Origin of the sequence: Sphingobacterium sp. SG20118 (genome assembly GCF_044740685.1) — a bacterium.
Classification (GTDB): domain Bacteria; phylum Bacteroidota; class Bacteroidia; order Sphingobacteriales; family Sphingobacteriaceae; genus Sphingobacterium.
The window spans coordinates 2,971,214-2,986,583 of the sequence record NZ_CP172826.1 but is presented as its reverse complement, the minus strand read 5'-3'; the positions used below and the strand labels follow the sequence as shown (position 1 = coordinate 2,986,583).

The window sequence follows — 15,370 nt, the reverse complement described above, 5'->3', positions numbered from 1 at the left end:
TTTTATATTCCGATATTAATCTGCTAAAGTCGAGATATCCATATTTGGTTTAGGGAAATTCAGCTTTTTAATTTCCTGTTTACACTTGTCAACCATTTCTTGGGTCATTTCATATGTATAGGTGCCGTAATCATCGTACGTAAATTTGCCTACATGAAAGAAGCCATATAGATCAAAGAAATCTGTCAGATCAAGTTTTGAAACCTCGGATGCAGTTTTTATAAAATTTAACTGATGGACAGCTGGGTTGTTTCCACGACCGCCCATAACTTGACCGTCACCACGCCTGCTTCTACGCTCTGGATTCTGATTTCGGAAGGCTTCAAATAGATCGGGATAAAAATTAGGATTGTTACCTTGATTTGTAAAATATAATTGCAATTGCCAGAAAGGCACTAAGCGATTGAATACATCTGGGTCCTGTAAGTAGCTTATTTTGCCATCAATGATGCTTGCTCGGGACTTTTTGTAATTCCCTTGTTCTGAAAGGCGACTTTTATTGCCGTAAGAAGTGGTTACATAGAGTGAGAAAATATTGTTGCTCACTTCACCCAGTCCTCCCCAATTGAGATAAGGTCTTAATTGGTGAACATGGCCGACTTCATGTGAAAAACCCCAACACGGGTCTCCTTTGATTACGCGAGCCGGATCTACAACAAGTGGCATCGCATTACCTGGCTCAGTACCCATATAGGCAACACCGTCGCCATCACGGAACATATAATAATTATAATTTACACGTGAAAGAATTTTATTATCAGGTACCTTATTGTATTTAATAAGTCCCATAATACGATGTTGTCTGTAAATCAGAGAATCATAGTTACTGATTAGCTCAACACCTTTACCGTAAGCATATTTTTTGATGTCAGCAGTAGGATATGCTATTTGAATATGTTTACCTTTTGCATCTATGATGGGGTAAACGGCGTGATCGACCAAATTATTCCAATCTTGATCATTGTTTTTGGCAATATCAAAATAACCATTAACAGGACTACCAATAAAATGGACCTTGATTGCTTTTTCTTTTTTAGGTTCTTCGGAGAAATAGTCGATATAAGCCAATCCATCAAAGTTCTTTACATCAATGATGTTAATACCATTGTTAAGCTTAAATTCTTGCTTCACGATACCCCATCCCTTTGGATCTTTGGTTGGGTCTATCCCTTTAGGAGCACGACGGTTCCAATTTGGAATAATCAATTTAACATTATTATCCGCAGATATATGATCAACAGATATGATATGACGACCTATCGGAAGATAGATTCCTGTCATGTTTTCATATTTACTATAGCCATCACCGATCATTAAGCTATGTCCTAAGGCAGTAGGACTTAGGACTGGTTTGTATTCTGCAAACCGATACTTTTGGTCATATTGATTATTAAGTAAGGAGATTGCAGTTGCTTTGACCTGTGGATTTTTGATTTTATTCAAATCAGATTTTTTGACTCCTTTTTTTAGCTTAACAGCTAGAGGGGTCTCAAATACTTGTAAGTCATGATAAGCGTCTGCATAATCTTTGGCAGATTGTGCATGCAGAATGCTTATGCTACTAGCGAATAATAATAAGGTAATAAATTTTAGCTTCATATTTTGAAGGTTAGTTGATCTGCTAAAGTATCAAATAGTGATAACATTAAATCACTTTTGAATTGTAAGATTATTGTTAAGTTTAAAGCTTCAAATCTATATATAGTAAATGGTTTGAAATATCTTATTAAAAAGGAAAGCCTTTCAAATTGAATTGAAAGGCTTTCTTTATAAAATTGAGATAATTTAATGATAAGCTTAATGCGCAGATAAATTCTTCGCTTTTTCTTCATCAAAATTAGCTTCCAATTCGGCTAATTTCTTCTTACCGTAAGCCATTCTCGTAATCACAACGAACAGCACGGGTACAAAAAAGATTGCTAATACTGTCGCTGCTGCCATACCGCCAAATACCGTCCAACCAATTGTTTGACGAGAGATAGCACCTGCACCAGTTGAAAGCATCAAAGGAATAATACCTAAGATAAACGCAAATGATGTCATGATAATAGGACGCAAACGAAGTTTAACAGCATCTAATGTCGCATCGTATAAGTTCATACCGATATCGACACGTTCTTTTGCAAACTCAACGATTAGAATAGCATTCTTCGCCGCTAAACCGATAATAGCTACCAAACCAATTTGAGCGTAAATATTGTTATCCAATGTTGGTATAAATATCAATGTTAAAATCGCTCCAAATACTCCTAATGGTACCGATAATAAAATGGAGAATGGAACTGACCAGCTCTCATATAATGCAGCTAATAATAAGAATACAAACAAAATACATAGACCAAAAATCATAATGGTCATATCACCAGATTGTGTTTCTTGTAATGATAGTCCTGAAAAGTCATAACTATAACCATTTGGTAATGTTTCTGCAGCAACCTCTTGTAACGCTCTAATGGCATCACCAGATGAGAATCCAGGAGCAGCACTACCGCTTATCTCTATACTCCTAAAGATGTTATAGTGATTGATAATGGCTGGATTTTGAACTAATTCCCATGTAACTAATGAACTTAAAGGAACAGATTCTCCTCTCGTATTATTAACATATAGTTTGTTAATATCCTCGATATTCATGCGGTAATCTTGGTCAGCTTGTGATACTACCCTAAAGTTACGCCCGTACCGTGTGAAATCATTAATATAGGACGAACCCAGATAAGCTGAAATAGTCGTGTAGATAGTCGAAACTGGTACACCCATCTTTTTCGCTTGTTCTCTATTGACAGAGAGTTTGTAATTTGGAGTTTTCGTATTGAATAGCGTATAAGCCATTCCAATTTCCGGTCGCTGATTTGCTGCAGCTAAGAATTTACCAACTACACCTTCGAATACTTTAATATCGACTGTTTGTTGATCTTGAATCATAAGACTGAAACCACCTGAAGTACCAAGACCTGGAATTGCAGGTGGGGTTACAGCAAGTACACGGGCTTTTGTATAGCCAGCATATTTACCCATGATGCCACCCGTGATTTGGTTTGCAGTACGGCCTCTTTCTTTCCAAGGTTTTAATGAAACGAAGACTGTAGCTACGTTAGGTTGGAAAGCACGGTTAAGGATATTAATACCTGCAATAGCAGTAATATCTTTAATCTCCGGATATTCTTTGCGTAAATCTTGCTCTACTTCATGTAGAATTTCCTGCGTACGTGTGGTAGATGATCCTTCTGGTAAACTAATACCAGCAAAGAACATCCCATTATCTTCACCTGGGATAAATCCTGTTGGCTTTTTATTGAACATATAGCCCGTACCAATGAAGATACATAGTAAGAGGATAAGAACTAATGGTGCTTTCTTGATACAATATTTAACACCATTTGAATAGCGGTTTGTTACTTTTTCAAACCAGATATTAAACTTATAGAAAACCTTGTTTAATCCTTTTGCCTCAGCATTAACCGCTGTAGGCTTTAACATGATCGAACATAAAGCTGGCGTAAGTGACAAGGCAATAAATGCGGATAACATGACCGAAACGGCGATGGTGATGGAGAATTGTTGGTACAATTGCCCAACCATACCTGGGATGAATCCTACCGGTACGAATACTGCTGAAAGAATTAAAGCAATGGCAATAACGGGAGCTGTAATATCTTTCATGGCGCGACGGGTTGCGTCTGCTGCCGACATTTTATAGTGATCGATATAATGTTGTACAGCTTCCACTACAACGATGGCATCATCTACCACAATACCAATGGCAAGTACGAATGCTAATAAAGTCAAGTTATTAATGGAGAAACCAAATAACAAGAAGAAGATAAATGTACCAACAATAGATACTGGAATAGCGAGTATAGGAATTAATGTTGCTCTCCATGATTGTAAGAAGATAAATACAACTAATGTTACCAATAACATCGCTTCTACTAAGGTGTAGATAACAGATGATATAGAAGCTTTAACAACAGAGATTGTCTCATAACCTACTACATAGTCAACGTCATCAGGAAATGATTTTTTCAATCGCTCTAAAGCTGCATAGATGCCCTCTGCTGCTTCAACAGCATTACCCCCTGGAGTTTGATTGATCATCATACCAGAAGAGACCAAACCATTTACGCGCGTACTTGTGGCATAACTGAATTGACCCAACTCAACTCGAGCTACGTCTTTTAATAAGACAATAGACCCATCCGTATTTGATTTAACGATGATTTCTTCAAAATCCTGTACCGAAGATAAATCAGAGTCAGTAATCACAGGGTATTCAAATACTTGATCTGATTTCTGTGGTGTAGAACCTACGGATCCTCCTGGTATTCTTAGGTTTTGCTCTGCGACAGCCGCTGAGATATCTGCAGGCGTTAGTTTTAAATTTGTTAACTTGTTGGCATCTAGCCAAACACGCATAGAAAATGGCTGTCCAAATGCAGTTACCTCACCCACACCATTAACACGCAAAATCGCATCCTTGATGTATAAATTGGCATAGTTATCCAAGAACTTAGCATCGCGTGTACCTTTTGGAGATACTAGAGAAACCAACATCAAGATATCCGTGTTTGCTTTACGTGTTGTTACTCCTAAACGCTTTACAGCTTCAGGTAACGCAGGTTCGGCAATACCAACTCGGTTTTGTACATCTAAGGTCGCAATATCAATATCGGTACCTACTTCAAAGGTTACTGTTATCTGAGATTGACCATTCGATGTACTATTTGAAGACATGTAAAGCATGCCTGGAGTACCGTTAATTTGACTCTCAATAGGAGTCGTTACTGTCTGTTCAACAGTTTGTGCATCAGCACCCGTATAGTTGGCCGTCACCGACACAGTCGGAGGGGCTACGGATGGATACTGACTGATCGGCAAAGACAGAATTGAAATTCCCCCTACGATCATAATCAGTATGGAAATCACAATGGATGTGACCGGCCTTTTTATAAAAACTTCTGAAATCATATGTTTTTGTATATCTTATTAAGTCTGTGAAAATTATTTTTTTGGCGCATTGGTATCTGGTGCAGGAGCTTCGGCAACTTTTACACCGGTTTGCACATTCATAATACCATCAACAACAATTTTTTCACCGACCTTAAGTCCTGATTTTATCACTACTTTGTCACCTAGTTTTAATCCCAAGACAACTGGGCGTTGTTCTGCTCTACTGCTGTCACCAACTACATAAACATTAAATACACCTAATTGATCTTGAACTGCTTTATACGGAATGACAATTTCTTCACTTGCAGAGTTTGTCTTAATATTCAACGATAAGTTCATTCCTGCTCTTAAGGAATTGTTAGGGTTGTCAAAATTAGCACGTACTTTAATTGTTCCTGTTTGAGGATCAACCGCACGGTCAATAGTAGCAACTCTACCTGGAGCAGTATATGCTGTTCCATCAGGCAGTATAGCCTCAATTTGTGAAGCAGTTCCTGATTTTTGTAGGCTTACAAATTGTGGGATATCACGCTCACTAACTTGAATTTCTACAGCTATCGGATTGATAGAAGATACCGTATTTAAGCGGGTACTACCAGGGTTAACCAAAGCACCAAGGCGAACATCTGAAATGCCTACAATGCCAGCAAAAGGAGCACGGATAGTAGATCTATTTAAGTTTGTTTGCGCTGTAGTGACTGCAGCCTTAGCTGCTAAGATTTGTGCTTTTTGGTTTGCAAAATCAGTCTTCGCATAATCTAAAGTTTGTTTTGCAATTGCATCTTTATCTGCTAATGCTTGGTAACGATTTAAATCTGTTTGAACGCGATCTAAGTTTGATTGTGCTATAGCAAGATTAGCCTTCGCTTGATCTAATGCTGCAGTATACCGTGTACCATCAATTTCATATAGTTTTTGTCCTTTAGAAACAGATGCGCCATCAGTTACAAATATTTGCGTCACATAACCAGAAACTTCAGCAAATAAATCAGCTTCGTTTAAAGGTTTTACAGTAGCGGGATAAGTCTGGCTTCCTGTCACGACCTCTTCTGTTGCAGCTGCAAGACTTACAGGTACAACACGTTCTGCTTGTTGTGCAGTTTGTTGTTTCTGTGCATCTTTATTGCCACATGACTGCCAGATAAGCGTAGTCCCGATAAAAAAAGCTGCTAATAAATGTTTTTTATTCATGATATTCTTGGTTTCTTAAAGTTGTTTATTTTATTTCTACGGTTCCTAATGCTTTCTGAACATCTAACTTAGTTGATAGAAGTGCATATAGCGCATTTAAATAATTCAATTGACTTGTCTTTAAATCAGTCTCAGCTGTCATTAAATCCAAGTAAGTTTTGATACCTTCATCATATTGTAATTTAATAGTATCATATACTTCTTTAGATAAATCAACATTATCCTTTGACGTTTTCCAATCAATCAAATTTGCATTGTAAGATGCCGTAGCTAACGCATACTCCGTGTTGACCTGGTTTTTCAAATCTTCCATACTTAAATCAATCCTACTTTCACGAAGTTTAGATTGATTGATCTGATGTTTTCTTTTAAATCCTTGGAAAATTGGAATAGAAACAGATAGTCCAGCTACAGAACTTGGAAAATTGTTACTGTATAAATCATTGAACTTATCATTTCTATAATTGAATGAATAATTATAGAAAGCACTTACATTTGGGAGGTAGGTCCACTTATAATATTGTGTTTCTAATTCTTGCATCTTTTTGGAAGTTTGCAATTGTTGGAACTCAATTCTATTTGTAACTACTGCGCTGGAAGTCGTATCGAGTAAAATCTCATTTTCCATACTTGTATTCTCGAAAGACAACGTGATATCTGCAGTTTTATCCACTGATAAGACATTCTTCAAGTATTCATATTTGTATCGACGTAATTCTACTGTACGTTTTTCGTCGGCATTTGCATTACTCAAGGCAATTTGCGCTCTTTTAAAGTCAGTTTTGTCAACCAGACCAACTTCATAGCGCACCTTGGCATCATTGTATTGCTTTTGAAGTCTAGCGATATTTTCGCGAACAATTTTGATTTGCTCTTCACTTGTCAAAATATCATAATAGGCCTTACTCACCTCAACGACAGTATTTATTTTTTGACTTTCTGTGTTTTGTTTGTTCGATTGACGGATTAATGTTGCGGCTTTAGAAGCTTGCATCAATGCCGGATTTAAAATCTGTTGATCAGCCTGCAGTACCAAAGCACTGGCATTCTTTTGACCTAAAGCAATGTTTTGTCCTCCTATAAAAGATGTTGGAACCTTAACATTATAGTTATAAGATCCAGATGCATTTACTTGTGGCAACCAACCTGACAATGCTATGTCTATATCCTTTTCACCAATTTCTTCATCAATTGCAGCTTGCATAAGACTAATCTTATTGCTAAGAGCATAGTCAATGAGCTGCTGCAGACTTGCTTTAGCAGGCAGTGCGTCATTGCCTGTTTGTTGGGCATAACCGACATTGTATATTGTCGTCATCGCAGCCAATGAAAAGGCTATTTGTCTAAACTTCATATAATTATTTATTTTTAACTCCATCCCAGATGATATTAATAATATCATCAATGCTTTCATTAGATTTTAACTTTCTGTATTTTATTCCTTTAATAGCTGAAACAGCTGCACCAAAAAAGATACAGGTTAATGCTTCGACATTCGTATTTCTTAATTCTCCTTTATTAATACCCTCAGTCAAAAATTTGAGAATTTTACTTTGTCCACTAATTGTTTCATTAATTTCACAACTGTTCACTTGATAATATGGAGAAGAGTAAAATTGTTCAAAAAAACTGAACATTTCTGCATTTTCTTGGTGAAATTCGACAAAAGCTTTCCATATATAGAAAAATCTATCTTTGTACGTTAGCTCCTCAATCAAAGGTTTAAAAAGTGAATTATTCAAATTATCACCACAATACTGAAACAAATTGATGATTAGATCATCTTTCGAAGGAAAATAATGATAAATCGTGCCGATTGCGACATCAGCCTCCTGAGCTATCTTACTCATGGCCGTGCCATGAAATCCATGATCTTTGATCAACCGAAGGGTTGTCTCGAAGATGGAAATCACTTTTGGATTATTTATTGTATATTGAACGTTCATTCGGTTTCAAATGTAGAAATTTTTCTTAAATCTAAATGTCAAAATAATGTAATGAAAAAGGTGATTTTATTCATTGCTGACAGTCATTTATCCGTAACGGAAAAGTTAACAGAATTTAACATTTAGTTAGTTTGCTAATTAATTAGGATAGCCTATATTTGTACTATCATAATTTAGGTTTATAATTGGTTAGTAAAGGTTTTCATTCTCCCCGTTTGAAAACCTTTCTTTTTTACCGAGCTTAGTGTTAAAATAAAAAAAGCCTAGTCAGGATAACTAAGCTTCTTTTTAATAGCATTAATCTTTTCTATATACGATCTTTCAAATCTTTTTGGACTTCTTCAAGACTAAATATTTCTTTCTGTTTCGCGAAATTCGTTGTAATATATGTGAGTACGTACGCAATATCGATGTCTGTTAAGTTTTCATTAGCAGGCATCTTACTGTTAAAGGTTTTTCCCATAACAACAATTTCTTCATCCAATCCATTTTTCACAATACTGGAGAGGCGATTTCTGTTTTTCGCAAGGAAGTCAGCATCGGTTAGAGGTGGGTATAATAAACCCAAACCTTCTCCTTTGTCACCATGACAATTTTTGCAGTGCGTGTTATATATTTTTTGTCCATTTACAGCATACTGGGCAGTTTTGATATCCTGTCCTGGTTGGCAACTGCTCATTGTACTTAAGAAATAGATAGAAATCAAAATCCCTATAAGATATAATTTAGCCATTTTATTTCTCTTGTAATAGAATAGCAAGTTCTTTTTGCAACTTTTCTACCTGTTCGTCATTTGTTCCGTCGTATGCACCGCGAATTCGCTTTTGTTTATCTACTAAAACTAAAAGTCCTTGATGGTCGTAACCCCCCGGAGCATTCTTATCCTCTGCTGTAAAAACCAAATATTGGTTGGCTATTCCGTAGATATCGGCTTTTGTTCCAGTTACAAAATTCCAATGGTTATTGGTGACGCCTAACTTGTTGGCATATTCTTTTAAAACTGACGGTTGGTCATATTTAAAATCGATACTGTGAGATAGGAAGTAAACTTGGTCATCGTTTTTATACTGTTCATAAATTTTCAATAGATTTCTATTCATTGTCGGACAGATACTTGGACAATGCGTAAAAAAGAAATTGGCAATATAAACTTTGTCGTCGTAATCCTTATTCGTGGTATAAGTGCTATCTTGATTTAAAAACTGAAATGCGGGGATAGTATGATAGATTGTGTCGGTTACGGTTACGCCGTCAACAATTTTTTCAACAGGTTTCACGCTGTCCATAAATAGGAAGGGTAGGGGTATTAGATTGGCAACTAATAAAACTTAGTGCTGTAAGTGCTACAATAATCGAAGCACGCAAATGCAGTGATTTTATCATATTAATATTTACTTAGAATTTGTTGTTGCTCTTTAGACACCCGATCAAAGACAGCTTTCATCTCCTTTACTCGAGTTAACTCGCGATGAGCATAATCCACAGTGGTGGAGTCCGTACTGTACTCTTTCATCCAATCCATCATATGGTCCGTTGCATCTTCTAGATCTTTTTTCAATAGCGTCAATTCTTGACGAGTTTGGGCTGTATCTAAAGTTGGTTTAGATGCTTTTATAGCATTAAGATTCGTAAGAATTGAATCAATAGTAACGGCACTCTTGTCAAACACACTGACTTGCGGCATGATTTCATCATGAATTTTCATGGTCTCCTCCTGTGTTTTTACTAAATCATTTTGACTGCTGGAGTTATTTGCACATGAAGTAATTGCAAAAGCTGATGTAATTAAAAAAGCTAATTTTTTCATATCGAAATATTTGTTGTCTATTAATGACAAACTTAGATAAATTTGTTTTATTTACAATTTTAATTGTGTCATATATAAGACAAAGTTATTGATTATCCCACTTCCATCAAGTGATGTTTTTTAAAGGAAATGTACTTAAATACATCAAGTAGATATGAAGTACACTTATCTTCTTACATATGTAAAATTCAGATCACGAATGTAGATTTCGTTTTTTGCAATGGCACATATTTCATTTTGATCATTGAAGATTTCTACAGAAAAAGTTTTAACAAGCCTTCCTCGACTTCTAAGGATGTCTATACATTCATAGAAGTCCTGATCACTTATATTTATGGAGAATTGGAGGTTGGTTAGACCAGGTTTCTTATATTCAATAGAAGCGGATTTTAACCATGCTACTGTTTTTTTAAAACCATGGGATTGTAAACGTTGATCAATGAGAATCGCATAAAATGGATCTACTGCAGAAAATATCGTTCCTCCAAAAATACTATTGTTTGAATTTTTATTGAAAATACTTTTGAAAATTTTAACATCAACGCCTTGAAAGTCTGTATGAATTCTTTTAACCCATATGCGTTGGAATAAAAATGGAGGGTAAATTCTTAATAACCATTTCAGGGATTTGGGACTATACAACATCAAGCAAAGTTACTATAATTAATTAAATTTCGTTTGCTATTTAGTTTGGAAAAACCAATATACAATGATATTTTTATTGAAAAATTAAACCATGACTATTGAATCTAAAATGTCGTCGAACAGGAATCTTTGGGTCATCATCTTAGTCGCCTCACTGGGATATTTTGTGGATATTTATGACCTTATTATCTTTTCTATCGTACGTGTCAAATCATTTGAAGAAATAGGCGTAGCGCCTGGAGATATGCGTAAGCAGGGTGAGTTTGTCTTGAATATGCAAATGGGTGGACTACTCATAGGAGGGGTTATTTGGGGCATTATTGGTGATAAATTTGGACGATTGAAGGTGTTGTTTGGTTCCATTTTGTTATATTCTGTAGCAAATATTTCAAATGGTTTTGTACAAGATGTTATGACCTATGGTATTGTTCGTTTTATTGCGGGTATTGGTCTTGCAGGTGAATTGGGGGCAGGAATTACTTTAGTTAGTGAAAGTATGCATAAATCAAAGCGGGGTTATGGAACAATGTTGGTGGCGACAGTTGGTGTTTTGGGAGCGGTTTTGGGATATTTCATTTCTGAACAGTACGACTGGAGGACAGCTTATTTTGTTGGAGGAGGAATGGGGCTGGTACTTCTTTTTATGCGCGTAGGTGTGCTGGAGTCTGGTTTATTTAAGACAGCAGAACAAAAGTCGATTGCCAAAGGGAAGTTTAGCATGCTTTTTACAGATAAGAAACGATTCAAAAGGTATATGTATTGCTTATGTATTGGACTCCCTATTTGGTTTGTGGTTGGAGTATTGGTTACTCAGGCACCTGAGATCGGAAAAGCACTCCATGCACCAATCACCTTGAGCGCTGGAAAAGGCGTATTATTTACATATCTTGGAATATCTCTAGGGGATTTATTGGCAGGTTTACTGGCACAATTGCTAAAATCTCGAAAAAAGGTAGTATTACTTTGTCAGATGGTTATCCTGATAAGCTCGTCATGGTATTTGCTGAGTGACGGTTTATCTGAAACTAAGTTTATGTGGTTATCCTTCTTTATGGGGCTTGGTGTTGGTTATTGGGCTACTTTTGTCACTATTTCGGCAGAACAGTTTGGAACCAATATGAGAGCAACTGTAGCGACTACGGCTCCAAATTTTGTTCGAGGGGCTTTAATCCCCTCCACGATGCTTTATGGTGTTTTTGTCAATTTCTGGGGAATCATTATTGCGGCCTTTGTCATGGTCTTTATATTATCTGGAATTGCAATCTATGCACTCACGCAGTTGGAAGAGAGTTTTGATAAGGACCTGAATTATGTGGAAGAATAATTCTCAGCTAGCGCTTTGGGCATTTTCCACAACGATTCCCTTTTTTATATTTTTTACAACATTTTTTGAAACAAGCACATGAAAAAGGAGAAAATGGATTTGAAGCTTTAGAATCCATGCAAAAATCTATTTTCTCCTTTGAAAAGGTTTCTTGATAACCACCACTTTGCATTTCTGAAGTATTCATAGTGCAAAGATATACATTATTTATAAACAGTCTAAATAAAAAATGTTAAATTACATTTTTTTAAGTAAGCTATCAATTACTTTGGGGTATTGCTGGTGCTCTAGTTGTTGACCTTTAAATTTAATGACTTCCAATGTGTCACCAGGTTCTACTTTAAATTTTCCTTGATAAATAATTTCTCCCTCATCAAAGTGTTCGTTGGCAAAATGGATAGTAATACCATGTTCGACTTCCTTATTTGCCAATACAGCTTTATGAACATGGTCTCCATACATTCCCTTTCCTCCATACTTAGGCAATAGCGCCGGGTGTATATTGATAATCTTATTAGGAAAAGCTTGAAGTAGACTGTTGGGAACTAGCCATAAAAATCCTGCGAGGACAATTAAGTCAATGTTTAGGTTTTTCAACATTTTTACAATCTCATCCGATTTAAAAAATTCATCGCGGTCAAAGATATGGGCAGGTATTTCAAAATTATCAGCTCTCTGGATGACATAAGCATCAGCATTATTACTCAATACTAAAGAGATTTCGGCATCTTCAGAATATTTAAAATATTCCATTATCTTTTGGGCATTGGAGCCAGAAACCTGAAGCGAATATGGCAATACGTTTTTTCACAGTTTAATTGTGTTAAATGACGTTTAAAATAAAGTTAATCAACCAAACTTACGTTTTATTTTGTAAATAAACTAACATATTGGCTCCATATCTGTGATTTGTCATGTATCTTTAGGTTTGTATAATGTAGTTTATTTTTAATACGATGAAAACGTTTAAATATTTAATAATAGCTTTTTTGTTCTTGGCAAGCAACATAGTGCATGCCCAGGCACCTGCTCAAATACCAGCATTCGCTATGCAAGAGCTGTTTACAGCTAAAGCTTTTGGACCTGATAATTTACCTAAAGAAGGTTTTATTATTTTTAATTTTTACGAGACAGGCTGTGGTCATTGCCAGAAAATGGGAGCAGGGATAGCCCAAAATTTAGATTCATTTAAAAATGTGAAATTCTATTTTGTAGCCATGAATGATCTGGATTACGTTGAAGGGTTTATAAATATGTTTGCTAAGAAATTGAAATCTAATCCTAAAGTTTCGTTTATTTGGGATAAGGAAGGACAGTTTATCACATTGTTTAAGCCTAGCCAGACACCATCAATCTATATATATGACGCAAAAACAAAAAAATTACTAAAACATTTGGATGGTGTAGACGATGTGAAAGAGTTGCAAGTGGCTTTGCAGCAGGTAACCAAATAGTTTTGGATGTCTTCTTCTTGTAATTTTTCCAAACAGGTTACTTTTTTGATACAATTAATTACAATTATTTGCTACTTTTGCGACATCAAATCAAGATATGAGCGACTCAATTAAACACGAGTGCGGTATTGCACTTATTCGACTGTTAAAGCCCCTTTCTTATTACCAGGAAAAATACGGTACGCCTTACTATGGCATAAACAAATTGTACTTATTGATGGAAAAGCAACACAATCGCGGCCAAGATGGTGCGGGTATTGCAACCATTAAATTCGATGTGAAGCCAGGAAATAGATACATATCTCGTTACAGAGCAATGGGATCTAGCGCTGTTGCTGATATTTTTGAATACGTACAAAAGAAATTTGCTTCTGTACACAAGGCTTATCCCGAAGAGTCTAAAGATACACAGTGGTTAAAAGATAATGTTAGTTTTACTGGAGAGGTATTATTAGGCCATTTACGTTACGGCACCCATGGTAAAAACAGTATTGAAAGCTGTCATCCATTTTTAAGACAAAACAATTGGATGTCTCGTAATTTAGTCCTTGCTGGTAACTTTAATATGACCAATGTTGACGAATTATTGCAACAATTGTATGAATTGGGACAACATCCAAAAGAAAAGGCAGACACTGTTACCGTTTTGGAAAAAATAGGTCATTTCCTAGATGATGAAAACCAAGAATTATTTGATGAGTTTAAGAAAGAGGGATATTCTAATATTGAAATCAGTTCTCTAATTGCTAAAAACTTAGATGTTCCAAAAATCTTAACGCGATCAGCTAAAACTTGGGATGGTGGTTACACGATTGCTGGTATCTTTGGACATGGAGATGCTTTCGTGATGCGTGACCCAGCGGGTATCCGCCCAGCCTTTTATTACAAAGATGATGAAGTACTTGTTGTTGCATCAGAGAGACCTGTGATACAGACTGCATTCAATATTCCAATCGATAAAGTACAGGAAATTAAACCTGGCTATGCTTTAATTGCCAAGAAAGACGGTACGGTTACTGAAGAGATGTTTAGAGAGCCTGTTGAACAAAAATCTTGTTCTTTTGAAAGAATCTATTTCTCTAGAGGTTCGGATGCTGATATTTATAAGGAACGTAAGAAATTAGGACTTCTTTTATGCCCACAAGTGTTAAGTGCTATTGATAATAATATCAAAAATACAGTGTTCTCTTTCATTCCCAATACAGCTGAGGTGTCTTACTATGGTTTGATGGATGGTATTAACACATACGTTAGAGAGTTTCAAAAGGATGCTTTGTTAAATAGAGCGGATAAGATTGAAGATGGCGAATTGGAGGAGATTTTAAATATTCAACCGCGATTCGAAAAACTGAATGTTAAAGATGCCAAACTTCGTACTTTCATTACACAGGATGCCGACCGGACAGATATGGTTCAGCATGTTTATGATACAACTTATGGTATTGTAAAGGATTATGAAGATACAATCGTAGCAATTGATGATTCGATTGTAAGAGGAACTACCTTAAAACAAAGTATCTTAACGATTTTAGATCGCCTGAATCCTAAAAAAATTGTAATTGTTTCGTCGGCACCACAGATTCGATACCCAGATTGTTATGGTATTGATATGTCTAGAATGGGCGAATTTATTGCTTTTGAAGCAGCTGTTTCTTTATTGAGAAAACGCGGTTTAGCACACATTATTGATGAAGTTTATCAAAAATGTTTAGTTTCCATTACGGCTGATATTAATGATATTGACAATTATGTAAAAGCCATTTACGAGCCGTTTACAGATGATGAAATATCCAATGAAATTGCGAGAATTATTACGCCACACCATTTAAAAGCGGAAGTTACAGTGATTTTCCAAACTTTAGATAACTTACATATTGCATGTCCGGATCATAAAGGAGATTGGTATTTCTCTGGTAATTATCCAACTCCCGGTGGGAATAAGGTCGTGAATAAAGCTTTTATGAATTGGGTAGAAGGAAAAAATGTAAGAGGTTACTTTAGTAGTTAATCGTTACAATAAGCATAAAAAAGGCTGATATTATTAATATCAGCC

The 15,370-nt window shown here is 35.9% G+C and carries 13 protein-coding genes and 1 pseudogene; 3 read left to right on the top strand and 11 right to left on the bottom strand.

Annotated features, from left to right (window positions below):
• Nucleotides 1-15: 15 nt before the first annotated feature.
• The 9 genes from ACFX5U_RS13930 to ACFX5U_RS13890 form a co-directional block, all read right to left on the bottom strand.
• Complete coding sequence (locus ACFX5U_RS13930) at nt 16-1,599, bottom strand: M60 family metallopeptidase (RefSeq protein ID WP_400261088.1); 1,584 nt, start codon at nt 1,597-1,599, stop codon at nt 16-18.
• Nucleotides 1,600-1,797: 198 nt separating this feature from the next.
• Complete coding sequence (locus ACFX5U_RS13925) at nt 1,798-4,968, bottom strand: multidrug efflux RND transporter permease subunit (protein WP_280566616.1); 3,171 nt, start codon at nt 4,966-4,968, stop codon at nt 1,798-1,800.
• 33 nt (nt 4,969-5,001) lie between these two features.
• Nucleotides 5,002-6,141, bottom strand: a complete 1,140-nt coding sequence (locus ACFX5U_RS13920; protein ID WP_400261087.1) for an efflux RND transporter periplasmic adaptor subunit — start codon at nt 6,139-6,141, stop codon at nt 5,002-5,004.
• A 25-nt stretch (nt 6,142-6,166) separates the two neighbouring features.
• On the bottom strand, nt 6,167-7,495 hold the full coding sequence (locus ACFX5U_RS13915) for a TolC family protein (protein WP_280566621.1): 1,329 nt from the start codon (nt 7,493-7,495) through the stop codon (nt 6,167-6,169).
• Between the two features lie 4 nt (nt 7,496-7,499).
• On the bottom strand, nt 7,500-8,087 hold the full coding sequence (locus tag ACFX5U_RS13910; protein ID WP_280566623.1) for a TetR/AcrR family transcriptional regulator: 588 nt from the start codon (nt 8,085-8,087) through the stop codon (nt 7,500-7,502).
• A gap of 307 nt (nt 8,088-8,394) precedes the next feature.
• Nucleotides 8,395-8,820 (bottom strand): c-type cytochrome, encoded by a 426-nt coding sequence (locus ACFX5U_RS13905; protein ID WP_400261086.1) that lies wholly within the window; start codon nt 8,818-8,820, stop codon nt 8,395-8,397.
• 1 nt (nt 8,821) lies between these two features.
• The gene (locus ACFX5U_RS13900) at nt 8,822-9,373 is read right to left on the bottom strand and encodes an SCO family protein (protein WP_400261085.1); all 552 of its coding nucleotides are present in this window, start codon (nt 9,371-9,373) and stop codon (nt 8,822-8,824) included.
• 98 nt (nt 9,374-9,471) lie between these two features.
• On the bottom strand, nt 9,472-9,894 hold the full coding sequence (locus ACFX5U_RS13895; RefSeq protein WP_280566629.1) for a transposase: 423 nt from the start codon (nt 9,892-9,894) through the stop codon (nt 9,472-9,474).
• A 165-nt stretch (nt 9,895-10,059) separates the two neighbouring features.
• Complete coding sequence (locus tag ACFX5U_RS13890; RefSeq protein ID WP_280566632.1) at nt 10,060-10,539, bottom strand: DUF4442 domain-containing protein; 480 nt, start codon at nt 10,537-10,539, stop codon at nt 10,060-10,062.
• A 91-nt stretch (nt 10,540-10,630) separates the two neighbouring features.
• Here ACFX5U_RS13890 and ACFX5U_RS13885 point away from each other — a divergent pair, with 91 nt between their 5' ends.
• The gene (locus ACFX5U_RS13885) at nt 10,631-11,863 is read left to right on the top strand and encodes an MFS transporter (RefSeq protein ID WP_400261084.1); all 1,233 of its coding nucleotides are present in this window, start codon (nt 10,631-10,633) and stop codon (nt 11,861-11,863) included.
• Between the two features lie 7 nt (nt 11,864-11,870).
• Here the strand turns inward: ACFX5U_RS13885 and ACFX5U_RS13880 are convergent, their stop codons facing one another.
• Both ACFX5U_RS13880 and purN read right to left on the bottom strand, forming a co-directional pair.
• Nucleotides 11,871-12,050, bottom strand: a complete 180-nt coding sequence (locus ACFX5U_RS13880) for a hypothetical protein (protein ID WP_038699269.1) — start codon at nt 12,048-12,050, stop codon at nt 11,871-11,873.
• A gap of 50 nt (nt 12,051-12,100) precedes the next feature.
• A pseudogene (gene purN, locus ACFX5U_RS13875) lies at nt 12,101-12,674 on the bottom strand (phosphoribosylglycinamide formyltransferase).
• A 145-nt stretch (nt 12,675-12,819) separates the two neighbouring features.
• Between purN and ACFX5U_RS13870 the strand changes: the two are divergent.
• Both ACFX5U_RS13870 and ACFX5U_RS13865 read left to right on the top strand, forming a co-directional pair.
• Nucleotides 12,820-13,317 carry a thioredoxin family protein gene (locus tag ACFX5U_RS13870; RefSeq protein WP_038699265.1) on the top strand — a complete coding sequence of 166 codons (498 nt, stop codon included), beginning with the start codon at nt 12,820-12,822 and terminating at the stop codon, nt 13,315-13,317.
• Nucleotides 13,318-13,414: 97 nt separating this feature from the next.
• Complete coding sequence (locus ACFX5U_RS13865; RefSeq protein ID WP_038699263.1) at nt 13,415-15,325, top strand: class II glutamine amidotransferase; 1,911 nt, start codon at nt 13,415-13,417, stop codon at nt 15,323-15,325.
• The last annotated feature ends 45 nt before the right edge of the window (nt 15,326-15,370 follow it).

Coding starts and splice junctions, on each gene's coding strand:
- ACFX5U_RS13930 (WP_400261088.1), bottom strand. CDS start 1,599: ATGAAGCTAAAATTTATTACCTTATTATTATTCGCTAGTAGCATAAGC.
- ACFX5U_RS13925 (WP_280566616.1), bottom strand. CDS start 4,968: ATGATTTCAGAAGTTTTTATAAAAAGGCCGGTCACATCCATTGTGATT.
- ACFX5U_RS13920 (WP_400261087.1), bottom strand. CDS start 6,141: ATGAATAAAAAACATTTATTAGCAGCTTTTTTTATCGGGACTACGCTT.
- ACFX5U_RS13915 (WP_280566621.1), bottom strand. CDS start 7,495: ATGAAGTTTAGACAAATAGCCTTTTCATTGGCTGCGATGACGACAATA.
- ACFX5U_RS13910 (WP_280566623.1), bottom strand. CDS start 8,087: ATGAACGTTCAATATACAATAAATAATCCAAAAGTGATTTCCATCTTC.
- ACFX5U_RS13905 (WP_400261086.1), bottom strand. CDS start 8,820: ATGGCTAAATTATATCTTATAGGGATTTTGATTTCTATCTATTTCTTA.
- ACFX5U_RS13900 (WP_400261085.1), bottom strand. CDS start 9,373: ATGGACAGCGTGAAACCTGTTGAAAAAATTGTTGACGGCGTAACCGTA.
- ACFX5U_RS13895 (WP_280566629.1), bottom strand. CDS start 9,894: ATGAAAAAATTAGCTTTTTTAATTACATCAGCTTTTGCAATTACTTCA.
- ACFX5U_RS13890 (WP_280566632.1), bottom strand. CDS start 10,539: ATGTTGTATAGTCCCAAATCCCTGAAATGGTTATTAAGAATTTACCCT.
- ACFX5U_RS13885 (WP_400261084.1), top strand. CDS start 10,631: ATGACTATTGAATCTAAAATGTCGTCGAACAGGAATCTTTGGGTCATC.
- ACFX5U_RS13880 (WP_038699269.1), bottom strand. CDS start 12,050: ATGAATACTTCAGAAATGCAAAGTGGTGGTTATCAAGAAACCTTTTCA.
- ACFX5U_RS13870 (WP_038699265.1), top strand. CDS start 12,820: ATGAAAACGTTTAAATATTTAATAATAGCTTTTTTGTTCTTGGCAAGC.
- ACFX5U_RS13865 (WP_038699263.1), top strand. CDS start 13,415: ATGAGCGACTCAATTAAACACGAGTGCGGTATTGCACTTATTCGACTG.